The 12,626-nt window shown below is 74.3% G+C and carries 8 protein-coding genes; 5 read left to right on the forward strand and 3 right to left on the reverse strand.

Annotated features, from left to right (window positions below):
• Positions 1–111: 111 nt before the first annotated feature.
• Positions 112–285, forward strand: coding sequence for a CsbD family protein (locus JOD65_RS02170; RefSeq protein WP_191193960.1), 174 nt, complete (start codon positions 112–114; stop codon positions 283–285).
• On the opposite strand, the gene JOD65_RS02175 is transcribed toward JOD65_RS02170, so the two are convergent.
• A complete protein-coding gene (locus tag JOD65_RS02175; protein ID WP_191193959.1) occupies positions 275–1,447 on the reverse strand; it encodes a hypothetical protein in 1,173 nt (390 codons plus the stop codon). The genes JOD65_RS02170 and JOD65_RS02175 overlap by 11 nt on opposite strands.
• Positions 1,448–1,542: 95 nt before the next feature.
• On the opposite strand from JOD65_RS02175, the gene recC reads away from it, so the two are divergent.
• Genes recC through JOD65_RS02195 form a run of 4 tightly spaced genes read left to right on the forward strand, consistent with a single transcriptional unit; the run spans position 1,543 to position 10,731 of the window.
• Positions 1,543–4,902, forward strand: a complete 3,360-nt coding sequence (gene recC / locus JOD65_RS02180) for an exodeoxyribonuclease V subunit gamma (protein WP_191193958.1) — start codon at positions 1,543–1,545, stop codon at positions 4,900–4,902.
• Position 4,903: 1 nt separating this feature from the next.
• Entirely contained in the window at positions 4,904–8,281 is a 3,378-nt protein-coding gene (locus tag JOD65_RS02185) for a UvrD-helicase domain-containing protein (RefSeq protein ID WP_307820880.1), read from the forward strand.
• On the forward strand, positions 8,278–10,107 hold the full coding sequence (recD, locus tag JOD65_RS02190) for an exodeoxyribonuclease V subunit alpha (RefSeq protein WP_204810907.1): 1,830 nt from the start codon (positions 8,278–8,280) through the stop codon (positions 10,105–10,107). Before JOD65_RS02185 ends, recD begins: the two co-directional genes overlap by 4 nt.
• A 9-nt stretch (positions 10,108–10,116) precedes the next feature.
• On the forward strand, positions 10,117–10,731 hold the full coding sequence (locus JOD65_RS02195; RefSeq protein WP_191193957.1) for an ACT domain-containing protein: 615 nt from the start codon (positions 10,117–10,119) through the stop codon (positions 10,729–10,731).
• Between the two features lie 40 nt (positions 10,732–10,771).
• Here the strand turns inward: JOD65_RS02195 and JOD65_RS02200 are convergent, their stop codons facing one another.
• Positions 10,772–12,088 carry an MFS transporter gene (locus tag JOD65_RS02200; protein ID WP_307820881.1) on the reverse strand — a complete coding sequence of 439 codons (1,317 nt, stop codon included), beginning with the start codon at positions 12,086–12,088 and terminating at the stop codon, positions 10,772–10,774.
• A 97-nt stretch (positions 12,089–12,185) separates the two neighbouring features.
• Positions 12,186–12,626, reverse strand: a complete 441-nt coding sequence (locus tag JOD65_RS02205; RefSeq protein WP_191193955.1) for a nitroreductase family deazaflavin-dependent oxidoreductase — start codon at positions 12,624–12,626, stop codon at positions 12,186–12,188.

Here is a 12,626-nt window from a genome sequence, read left to right on the forward strand (position 1 = left end):
CCTCTCGGAGGCCCGGTCCACCCGCACGGGTGTGGCGTGCACCCACCCCCGTGGCAGGTTGGATGACAGGACCACCTGGTCCGCCCCGACGACACACCAGGAGGAACGACGATGGGTCTGGACGACAAGTTCGACAACAAGACCGACGAGCTCAAGGGCAAGGCGAAGGAAGCCACCGGCAAGGCGACCGACGACGAGAAGCTCGAGGCCGAGGGCCGGAGCGACCAGGCCGGCGCCAACGTCAAGCAGGCCGGCGAGAAGATCAAGGACGCCTTCAAGAGCTGACGGGCGATCCTGCCCACACGTGCCCTCCGTCGCCCGCATCGGCGACGACCAGCACCTCGCCGCCGGCGGCCACCATCAACGTGTGGTCGCCGGCGGTCTGTGGTTCGAGGGGGACCTCGACCCGCTGCCACTCCCGACCGTCGACGGTGTGCCACAGCTCGTAGTGGTCGCCGGTGCTGACGCTCGCCAGCACCCCGACCGGCGTGGTCGCCAGCGAGGCGACGTACGGCGCCCCACGCCACGAGTCCGCGATCCGGCCGAACTCCGCCGGGTCCTGCCAGCCGTCGTCGTCGCGCACCCAGGCGGCGTACGCGTCGTCGCTGCGGCCCACGGCCAGCACGCGTCCGTCGTCGAGCCGTGTCACGCGGTGCGCGTCCTGCGCCCCGGGGGTCGCCGGCATCTCCTCCGGCGTCCACGACAGGCCGTCGGGCGAGGTCCAGGCGAGCGGGTCCGGGTCGAGGTGGCGGCCCGTTCGGGCGCCCGCACCGACCACGAGCCACTCCTCACCGGTCCAGCCCGCGCCCTGCGCGAGCGACTCCAGGTCGCCGTCGTCGGTCAGGCCGGGCTCGGCCTCGACCAGGGTGAACTCGCGCGGGTCGTCGGTGACCCACACCCCGGGCCCCGAGAGCCGGTTGCCCGTGATCAGCCAGCCGGCCGGCCCGCCCGCGATCGGACCGACGTTGGTCGCGCTGACGCCGCCGTACTGCGTGAACACCGTGCGTACGTCAACCAGCGTGTCGCCGTCCAGCCAGAAGGTCGTCACCCGCGGGTTGCCGTGGGCCCCGCCGGAGCGGGCCCCCACCACGGCGATCCGGTCGCGCGAGCAGGCGATCGAGTTGAGGATCGCCCGGCGGCCCCAGTAGGTGCCGGCCTCGATCGGCACCGGCTCCCACCGCTCGCGGTCGGGGGAGAACCACAGCGCCGGACGGGTGTCGCGGGTCTCGGTCGGCCGGTCGAGGAACACCGCCCCGGCGACCCACCACCCCTCGCCGCACTCGACGGCGTCGCGCACGACCGTACGACCGGGCGGGCCCGGGTGCGCGGGCAGCGGGTGCTCCACCCAGGTCATCTCCAGGCGCTCTGGCGGGGGCGGCTCGTCCTCGCAGGCGACGAGGGGCAGGGCGCCGACCAGCGCCACCACGACGAGGGCCAGGCTGCGCACGCACCGATCATGGCGCATCGCCCGCTGACCGGTTCCCGTCCACAGCCGGCCGCGCCGCCCGCGCGGGTGTCGGTCGCCGCTCATAGGGTGGCGCCGTGACCCTGCACCTCCACGCCGCCGAGCGCACCGACGCGCTCGCCGACGGCCTCGCGGACCTGCTGGTCACCCCGCTCCCCGACCCGTTCGCGCGTGAGGTCGTCGTCGTGCCCGCGCGCGGCGTGGAGCGGTGGCTCACCCAGCGGCTCTCGCACCGACTGGGCGTGGGCGCCCGAGGCGGTGACGGCGTGTGCGCCGGCGTCGACTTCGGGACGCCCCACTCGCTGGTGTCGATGCTGCTCGACCGCGACGCCGAGGACCCCTGGAGCCCCGACCGGCTGGCGTGGCCGCTGCTCGAGGTGGTCGACGAGGCGATGGGCGTGCCGGGCTTCGAGGACCTCACCACCCACCTCGGCGGCGGTGACCCGGCCGACGAGCGGTCCGCCCGTCGCTACGCCGTGGCACGGCGGCTGGCGGGGCTCTTCTCGTCCTACGCCGTCCAGCGGCCGCAGCTCGTCCGCGACTGGCGGGCGGGCGACGACACCGACGGGGGAGGCGGCACGCTCGACCCCGACCTGCGGTGGCAGGCCGAGCTGTGGCGACGGCTCGTCGTCCGCGTCGAGGCGCCCGCACCCGACCTGCGCCACGCGGACACCGTCGCCCGGCTGCGCGACGGTGGCGACGGCCTCGACCTGCCCGCCCGGCTCTCCCTGTTCGGCCACACCCGCCTGCCCGTGACCGAGGTCGAGCTGCTGCGTGCGCTCGGTGAGCACCGTGACGTCCACCTGTGGCTGCCGCAGCCGTCCCCCGCGCTGTGGGAGGCGCTGGCGCCGACGGCCGCCGTGGGGCCGGTGGCGCGCGCCGACGACCGGTCCGCCGACGTGGTCGGACACCCCCTGCTCGCCTCCCTCGGTCGCGACTCCCGCGAGCTGCGCCGCACGCTCGGCGACCTGGCTGCCGAGCAGCACCCCGCGGGTCACGCCGACCCGGCCACCCTGCTCGGCTGGCTGCAGGCCGACCTCCGCGCCAACCGGGTGCCCGACCCTGCCGAGGCCACCACCCGCGTGCGCGCGGGCGCCGACCTGTCGGTGCAGGTCCACGCCTGCCACGGGACCGCACGACAGGTCGACGTGCTCCGCGAGGTGCTGGTCGGGCTCCTCGAGGACGACCCGACGCTGGAGCCGCGCGACATCCTCGTGATGTGCCCCGACATCGAGACCTACGCGCCGCTCATCTCGGCCGGCTTCGGCCTCGCCGACGTGGCCCGTGAGGACGTCGGGCACCCGGCCCACCGGCTCCGCGTCCGCCTCGCCGACCGGTCGCCCGGTGCCACCAACCCGCTCCTCGGCGTCGCGGCCGACCTCGTGGAGCTGGCGGCCGGCCGGATGACCGCCACCTCCGTCCTCGACCTCGCGGCGACCGAGCCGGTGCGCGCCCGCTTCGGCTTCACCGACGACCACCTCGAGCGGATGGCGCGGTGGGTCGACCAGGCGGCCATCCGCTGGGGCTACGACCGCGACCACCGGGCGGCGTTCGGCCTCGACCTCGATGCCAACACCTGGCTCTCGGGCCTGCAGCGCGTCCTCCTCGGTGCGGCGATGTCCGGCGAGGGACACCGGTTCGTGGGCAGCACGCTCCCGCTCGACGACGTCGGCGACGGCCACCTCGACCTCGTCGGCAGCTTCGCGGAGATGGTCGACCGCCTCCACACCTTCGTGCGCGCGGCCGCGTCCGCCACCTCCGTCGCCGACTGGACGACCGCCCTCGGCCGCGCGGTGCACGGGCTCACCCTCAGCGGGTCCGACGACGCGTGGCGCGTGGCGCAGTTCGACCGCGAGCTGGCCCGCATCTCGGCCGGCGTCGGCGACCACGAGACCCGCCTGCGCCACGCCGACGTACGCGCCCTGCTGCGCCACCGGCTGCGCGGGCGGCCGACGCGGAGCAACTTCCGCACCGGCACCCTCACCGTGTGCACGATGGTGCCGATGCGCTCGGTCCCCCACCGCGTGGTGTGCCTCGTCGGGCTCGACGACGGCGTGTTCCCCCGCCTCGAGGCCGTCGACGGCGACGACGTCCTGGCCCGGCGGCCGATGACCGGCGAGCGCGACGTCCGCTCCGAGGACCGGCAGCTGCTCCTCGACGCGATCGGTGCGGCGACCGAGACGCTGGTCGTGACCTACGCCGGCCGCGGCGAGCACACCAACGACGACAAGCCGCCCGCGGTCCCGCTCGGCGAGCTCCTCGACGCGCTCGACCGCACGAGCAGCGCGCCCGTGCGCGACGACGTGCTGGTGCACCACCCGCTCCAGCCCTTCGACGAGGCCAACCTGACCGCCGGCGCGCTGGTGGGCGCGCTCGACCGCCCGTTCTCCTTCGATCGCACCGCGCTCGCCGGCGCCCTGGCCGCGCGGGCCCCGCAGCCGGCGCCGCGCTCGCTCGTGCCCAGGCCCCTGCCGCCACCCGAGCCCGTCCAGGAGGTGACGCTCGCCGACCTCCACGACTTCTTCGCCCACCCCGTACGCAGCTTCCTGCGCCAGCAGCTGCGCGTCACCACGCCCTACGACGTCGACGAGACCAAGGACGCCATCCCGATCACCCTCGACGGCCTGGAGAAGTGGGACGTCGGCGACCGGCTGGTGCGCGACGTGCTCAGCGGCGGCGACCCGCAGTCCGCGATGACTGCCGAGCAGCTGCGCGGGCTGCTGCCCCCGCTCGACCTGGGCTCGGCGATGCTCACGAGCATCGTCACCAACGTGAAGCCCCTCGTCGAGGCCGCGGTCCCCCTGCGCACCGGGCCCGCGCGCACCCTCGACGTCGACATCGACCTCGGTGACCGCCGGCTGACCGGCACCGTCGGCAACGTCTTCGGCAACAACCTCGTCTCGGTGAGCTACTCCAGCCTGGGGGCCAAGCACCGGCTGGCCGCGTGGCTCGACGCGCTCGCACTCGCCGCTGGCCACCCCGACGAGAACTGGACCGCCCACACCATCGGGCGCTGGGGCCGGTCCGGCCGGCGCGCGCTCCTGTCGCCGATGCCCGACGTCGACGCCCGCACCCACCTGCGCGACCTGGTCGCCATCATGGAGCGCGGCCACCGCGAGCCGCTGCCCCTGCCGATCAAGACCAGCCTGGCCTACGCGGAGGAGTTCAAGATCGGCGCGCAGGGACAGGCCGACCCCGACGTCAAGGCCAGCGCCGAGTGGGTGACCCCGCGGTTCAACGAGACCGGGTTCCCCAAGGAGGACGGCGACCAGTGGCACGTCCGCGCCTGGGGGGAGCAGGCCCCCTACGACCTCCTCGCCGCGCCGCTGCTGGCCGACGACGAAGTGGGCGACGCTCCGGCGCCGCACCGCCTGGGCCACTACGCGCTGCGCGTCTGGTCGCCGCTGCTCGCGACCGAGCTGGTGCGGGGGATCTGACGTGACCGAGCTGCCCAGCCACCTCCCCGTCGACCTGCCCGTCATGGACACCTTCGACATCTGCGGTCCGCTGCCCACCGGGACGACGTTGCTCGAGGCGAGCGCCGGCACCGGCAAGACCTGGACGATCGCCGCGTTGGTGACGCGCTACCTCGTCGAGGGCGTCGCCACCCTGGAGGAGATGCTCGTCGTCACCTTCACGCGCGCGGCCAGCCAGGAGCTGCGTGACCGCGTACGCCGCCAGCTCGACGACGCCGCGGCCGTGCTGGCCGACCCCGCGACCGCCGACCCCGCCAACCGCCTGCACGACTGGCTGCTCGACGCAGACGACGAGGAGCGGGCCGTCCGGCTCGCACGGCTCACCGACGCGCTGACGTCGTTCGACGCCGCCACGATCGCGACCATCCACCAGTTCTGCCAGCTCGTCCTGCGCAGCCTCGGCGTCGCCGGGGACACCGACACCGGCGCCGTCCTGGTGGAGGACCTCGAGCAGCTGACCACCGAGGTCACCGACGACCGCTACCTCGGCCTCTTCGCCCGCGAGCAGCAGGCCGCGTGGAGCCGCGAGGACGCCCTCGGCATCGCCCGCGCGGTCGTCGGCGATCCGCGTGCGCGGGTGGCCCCGCAGGAGGCGCTCGCCGAGGACCCCGACGGCCAGGCCGCCGCACGGGTGCGCTTCGCGTGCGGCGTGCTGGACGAGATCGACCGGCGCAAGCGGCGGCTCGGCGTCCTCTCCTACGACGACCTCCTCGGCCAGCTCGCCGACGCGCTCGCCGACGACGACGCCCCGGCCCGCGCCCGGATGCGCCAGCGGTGGAAGGTCGCGCTGATCGACGAGTTCCAGGACACCGACCCCGTGCAGTGGCAGGTCTTCGAGCGCGCCTTCCACGGCGTCGCCACGCTGGTCCTGATCGGTGACCCCAAGCAGGCGATCTACGCCTTCCGCGGCGGCGACATCGTCACCTACCTCGACGCGGCGGAGCAGGCCACGACCCGGCAGACGCTCGGCGTCAACTGGCGCGCCGACCAGCCGCTCCTCGACTCCCTGCAGGTGCTCGTCGAGGGTGCCGCCCTCGGCGACCAGCGCATCGCCGTCCACCCGGTGAGCGCCCACCACGCTGCGTCCCGGCTCGAGGGAGCCGGTCCTCCGTTCCGGTTGCGGGTGGTGCGCCACGAGGAGCTCGGCCGCCGACGGCCACGCATCGGCGACTGGCGCCAGCACGTCCTCACCGACCTCGCCGCCGACGTCAAGCGCCTGCTGACGAGCGGCGCGACCGTCGGGGCGGGCGACGACGCGCGACCGGTCGAGCCCAAGGACGTCGCGGTGCTCGCCGCCCGCAGGGCCGACCTGCTCGCCGCGCAGGACGCCCTGGCCGCGGTCGGCGTACCTGCCGTGCTCAACGCCGGCGGGTCGGTCTTCAAGACTGCTGCGGCCACCCAGTGGCTGACGCTCCTGGAGGCGCTCGAGCAGCCCCACCGCGCCGACCGGGTGCGCGCGGCCGCGCTGACCGACTTCTTCGGACGCACCGCGGAGGACCTCCAGGCCGAGCCCGACCCGACCGACGGGCTGAGCGAGCACGTACGCCGCCTCGCCGACGTCTTCGCGGCCCGCGGGGTCGCGGCCGTGCTGGAGAGCGCCGTGCTCGACGGGCTGATCGCCCGGGTGCTGGGGCGGGTCGGTGGCGAGCGCACGCTCACCGACCTCCGCCACGTCGGCGAGGCCCTGCACAAGGTCGCCGTCAGCGAGCGCTTCGGAGTGGTCGGGCTGCTCGGCTGGCTGCGGACGCAGGTGGCCGACGACAAGATCGAGGTCGCCTCCGAGCGGACCCGCCGGCTCGACTCCGACGCGGCCGCGGTCCAGCTGGTGACGATCCACGGCAGCAAGGGTCTGGAGTACCCCGTCGTCTACCTCCCGACCCTGTGGGACCGGTGGGTGCGCGACGAGGACGTCCCCCTCTTCCACGACACCGACGGCGAGCGCTGCCGCGACGTGGGAGGACCGAGCCGGTGGCGCGACGCCGCCGTCGCCGCGAGCCGCCACGAGGACGCCGGAGAGTCGCTCCGACTGCTCTACGTCGCCCTCACCCGGGCGCAGTCGCAGGTCGTCGCGTGGTACTGCCCGACCGCCAACAACACCGCGTCCGCGCCGCTCCACCGCATGCTGTTCGGGCGTGCCCCGGGACATGCCCGCGTCCACGACGAGCAGCCGGTCGTCGGTGACGAGGAGCTCGTCGACATCCTGGGCCGCTGGAAGTCGGCCGGCGGGCCGCAGCCCGAGGTGGCGGCGCTCGTGCCGGTCGACACGACACCCATCCAGCGCGACCTGCCGCCCCTGGCGGTGCGGACCTTCGACCGCGACGTCGACACCGACTGGCGTCGCACCTCCTACTCCGCCCTGTCCGCCGCCGGCGCGCCCCATGCCGGCGCGCCCGACCGGGTGCTGTCCGAGCCCGACGACGCACCCGACCTCGACGACGCCGACCTCGAGCCGCTCGACGACGCGACCGCGCCCGAGCCCGACCTCGAACTGGCGGCGGTGCCGTCGCCGATGGCCGACCTGCCCGTGGGCGCCGAGTTCGGCTCCCTCGTCCACGAGGTCCTCGAGCACACCGACCCGGCTGCGCCCGACCTCCGCGCCGAGCTGCTCGCGCAGGTCGAGGAGCACCGCGCCTGGTGGGCGGTCGAGGTCGACGCCGAGGAGCTGGCCGACGCCCTCGTGGCGGTCTGCGACTCCCCGCTGGGTCCGCTGGCGGGCGGCCTGACCCTGCGCGAGATCCTCCTCCCCGACCGGCTGCGCGAGCTCGACTTCGAGGTGCCCCTGGCCGGTGGCGACCTGGCGGCGGCGCGCGACGCGGCGTCGGTCGTGCTGGGCGACCTCGCCCCCCTGCTCCGCGAGCACCTGCCCGACGGCGACCCGCTCCTGGCGTTCGCCGTCACCCTCGAGGGCGACCCCGACCTCGCCGGCCAGCGGCTGCTCGGCTACCTCACCGGGTCGATCGACGTCGTGGTCCGGGTGCCGGTCGAGGGTCGCACCCGCTACCTGACCATCGACTACAAGACCAACTGGCTCGGCGACCGCGCCGCGCCGGCGACGGCGTGGGACTACCGACCGGCCGTCCTCGACGAGGCGATGGGCCACTCCGACTACCCGCTCCAGGCGCTGCTCTACACGGTCGTGCTCCACCGCTACCTGCGTTGGCGGCTGCCGGGCTACGACCCTCACCTGCACCTCGGCGGCGTGCTCTACCTCTACCTGCGCGGCATGTGCGGGCCCGCGACGCCAATGGTCGACGGCCGGCCGTGCGGGGTGTTCTCGTGGGAGCCGCCGGTCGCGCTGGTGACGGCCCTCTCCGACCTGCTGGACGGAGTCGCCCAGTGACCGACCTCTTCGAACCGATCGACGCCACCGACGCCCGCCTCGCGCTGGGCGCCACCGGGCTGCTCGGCGCCTTCAACGCCGCGGGAGTGCTGACGAGCGCCGACGTCCACGTCGCGAGCGCCCTCGGCCGGCTGGGCCGCGAGAGCGACGAGCGGGTGCTGCTCGCGGTCGCCCTCGCCGTGCGCGCGGTGCGCGGCGGGTCGGTCTGCGTCGACCTGGCGACCGTCGCGGACCCGCCCGACCTTCCCTGGCCCGAGGCCGACGACTGGTCGAGCGCCGTGGCGGCCAGCCCCCTGGTGACGGCGGGCCTGGTCCGCTGGGACAACGACCTGCTCTATCTCGACCGCTACCACGAGCAGGAGACCCAGGTCGTCGACGACCTGCTGTCGCGCGCCGCCACCGCTCCCGACCACGACCCCGCGCTGATGCGGGCCTCGCTGGACCGCGTGGTCACGGCCATGCAGGCGGCGGCCGTCGCCGACGGCCGTCCGCGTCCGTCGTACGACGAGCAGGTCGCGGCGTGCCTCGCCGCGGCCGGCCAGTGGACGACCGTGCTCACCGGCGGCCCGGGCACCGGCAAGACCACCGCGGTCGCCTCGCTGCTCGTCGGGCTGCTCGACCAGCACCCGGGCGGGCTGCGCATCGCGCTGGCCGCCCCGACCGGCAAGGCCGCCGCCCGCATTCAGCAGGCGGTGCACCAGGAGGCCGAGGCCTTCGAGGAGGCCGACCGCGTCCGCCTCGCGGGGGTGACCGCCTCGACGCTGCACCGGCTGCTGCGACCCGATCCGGGCAACTCCACCCGCTTCCGCCACCACCGCGGCAACCGGCTCCCCCATGACGTGGTCGTCGTGGACGAGTCGTCGATGGTGTCGCTGACCCAGATGGCCCGCCTGCTCGAGGCGGTGCGCCCCGACGCGCGGCTCGTGCTGGTGGGCGACCCCCACCAGCTGTCGTCGGTCGAGGCCGGTGCCGTGCTGAGCGACGTGGTCCGCGGCTTCCAGGGCCGCGCCGACTCGCCGGTCGCGGCGCTGCAGTCCACGCACCGCTTCGGGCCGGAGATCCGCGCGCTCGCCGAGGCGCTTCGCACGGGTGACGCCGACGGCGCCCTGGCGGTCCTCTCGGCAGGTCACGACGAGGTGGAGTGGGTCGACGAGGCCGACCCCGCGTCCCGCGTCCGCACGACCGCGCTCGACGCTGCCCTCGGTGTCCGTGACGCGGCCGAGCGGGGCGACGTCACCGGCGCCCTCGCGGCGCTCGACCGCCACCGCCTGCTCTGCGCGCACCGCGACGGCCCCTACGGCGTACGCCACTGGAACCGTCGCATCGAGCACTGGCTCACCGCCGTCACCGGCGACCCCCTCCACGAGCGCGCCTACGTCGGCCGGCCGCTGCTGGTGACCGCCAACGACCACCAGCTCGGCGTCTACAACGGCGACAGCGGGGTGATCGTGCTGACGCCGGCCGGCCCGCGCGCGGTGATCGCGGCCAGCGACGGCCCCCGCGACCTCGCGCCCTCGCGGCTCGGCGACGTCGAGACGATGCACGCGATGACCATCCACAAGTCGCAGGGCTCGCAGGCCGACGTCGTCACCGTGCTGCTGCCCGACGAGGACTCCCGGCTGCTGTCGCGCGAGCTCTTCTACACCGCCGTCACGCGCGCGCGCTCGCAGGTGCGGGTCGTGGGATCGGAGGCGGCGATCCGGGCGGCGATAGGCCGACGTGCGCAGCGCGCGAGCGGGCTCGCCGTACGTCTCGCGGCGGCCCCACGGTCCGACGCCGTTCCACCGACGCGCGAGCGAAACGCCGACGACACAGATCCCCGCTAGCCTCCTCGCATGCCCTACCTGATGCGAGTCGAGCTCCCGGACGTCCCCGGGTCGCTGGGTCGCGTCGCGAGCGCGATCGGTGAGGCCGGGGGCGACATCGACGCGATCGAGATCGTCGAGAAGCGCGACGGCTTCGCCGTCGACGACGTGCTCCTCGAGATGTCGCCCGGCACCATGCCCGACTCCGTGGTCTCGGCCTGCGGCACGCTCGACGGCGTCAGCGTGCTCTGGATCAACCGCTACGCCGCCGGGGGCAACCTCTTCCTCGACCTCGAGGTCGTCGAGGCCCTCACCGAGGACCCCGCGTCCGCGCGCGACCGCCTGATCGACCTGCTGCCCATCGCCTTCCGAGTCGACTGGGCCGCCCGCGTCACCCCGGGCACCGACGGTGTGGGCGCCAAGGTCGTCCACGCCACCGACGCCGCCCCGTCGGCGTACGACATCGACCGCGACCGCGTACCCGTGCCGACCCGCCTGCCCGGCGACGAGGTCTACGTCGAGTGCGCCGCACCCTTCGGTGACGACCTCGTCCTCCTGGGCCGCCGCGGCGGTCCGGAGTTCCTCGACTCCGAGCTCGCCCGCCTCGAGCACCTCGTCGGGCTCGCGATGACCATCAGCCACTGAGCGGGCACTTCCTCGCGCTGAGACACGCTGAAGTGCCCGGTCAGGCGACCGAGCGGATGCGGGTCACGAAGACCGAGCCGAGGACGCAGAGCACGAAGCCGACGAGGTAGACCACGCCGTAGCCGAGCGACCAGCCGTCGCCGTGGGTGGCGACGGAGCCGCCGAGCTCGCGTACGACGACCAGGATGAGGCCGGCGATGGCGGGGGCGAGCACCTGCGGCAGCGCGGAGGCGATGTTGATGATGCCGAGGTCCTTGGCCCGGTCGCCGGCGCCGGGGAGCACCTGGGTGATGAGCGCGAAGTCGACGGCCTGGTAGACGCCGAACCCGGCGCCCAGCACGACGGCCGCCAGCAGCGCACCCGGCCAGTCCTGCCACAGGCCGAGCACGAGCGAGCTGGCCCCGATGAGCACCCCGGACCAGATGACGAAGATCTTGCGCCGCCCCACGCGGTCGCTCCAGTGACCGACGACGACGGTGGTGGCGACCGTGCACACACCGTAGATCAGGACGAGCGTGCCGAGCTTCGCAGTGGCGTCGTCGTCGCCGAACCCGAGGCCGTCGGTGAGGAAGTAGTAGAGGTAGTTGAGCGCGATCCAGTTGCCGAGGTTGACCAGCAGGCGCGTCAGCCATGCCCACGCGAAGTCGGGGTGCTCGCGCGGCGAGACCCAGAACGAGCGGACCAGCCGCTTCCAGTCCATCGGCTCGAGCGGGTGGTCGGCCGGCAGCGCGAGGTCGCGGGAGCCGACGAGGTAGGGCACAGACAGCACCAGCATCACGACCGCGGTCACCAGGTAGCCCTGGGCGATCGAGCCGGTGACCTCCGCGATCTTGATGCCGACCAGCACGCCGACGGTGCCGGCGATGGCGACGAGGCCGCCGATCAGCCCCCGGCGCTCGACGGGCACCTGGTCGGGCACGGCCGCGACCCCGCCGGCCCACGCAGCGTTGAGCGCGAGCTGCACGAGGCTCCAGGCGATGATCATCGACGCGGCGCTGTCGGCGACGGACAGCAGCAGCAGTGACGCGGCGCCGAGGACCACCCCGCCGAGCACCCACGGCACCCGTCGTCCCAGGCGCGAGCGCGTACGGTCGCTGAAGGCGCCCCACACCGGGTTGGCGAACATCGACACCGCGGCGCCGCTGAACAGCACGACCGCGAGCAGCGCCTCCTTGCTCATCCCGCCGGGCTCGGCGGCGGCGACCCGGTCCGCCTGCTGGGCGAGCAGGACCTGGATCGGTCCGAACCACCCGGCCATCACGCCGAGGTTGAGCAGCACCAGTGCGCCGACCCAGCGCGCCGGCGGGTTCTCGACGGGCTCGTCGAAGGCCGAACGGGTCGGCAGCGTGGTCGTCACGGCGTCATTGTGGGGCCAACCGGGCCCGCGTGACAGCAAAGGTTCGGACCGGTGCATGGAGCTCGGGGGCGACCCGGCCCGCAAGGGCCGAGCCGGGTCAGGCGCGTTCGAGGAGGAAGAGCGGGATCTCCCGGTCGGTCTTCTCCTGGTAGGAGGCGTACGTCGGCCACGTGGCGACGGCGTGCTCCCACCAGTCGGCGCGCTCGTCGCCGTCCAGGATCCGGGCCTTGTAGAGGTGCGGCTCCGCGCCGTCCTGCACCTCGACCTCGGGGTGGGCGACGAAGTTGTAGTACCACTCCGGGTTGTCCGGCGCGCCGCCCTTGGACGCAACCGCGAGGTAGGCGCCGTCTCGCTCGACGCGCATCACCGGGTTCTTGCGGAGGTTGCCCGACTTCGCACCGACGGACGTGACGACGACGATCGGGTACTTCGTGCCCGGCAGCGTGTTGGCCTTCTCGCCGCCGCTGCCCTCGTACTGCTCCACCTGCTTGCGTACCCACTCGGCCTTGCTCGGGACATAGGTTCCAGTCAGTGCCAT

This window comes from Nocardioides cavernae, from assembly GCF_016907475.1.
Classification (GTDB): Bacteria; Actinomycetota; Actinomycetes; order Propionibacteriales; family Nocardioidaceae; genus Nocardioides; species Nocardioides cavernae.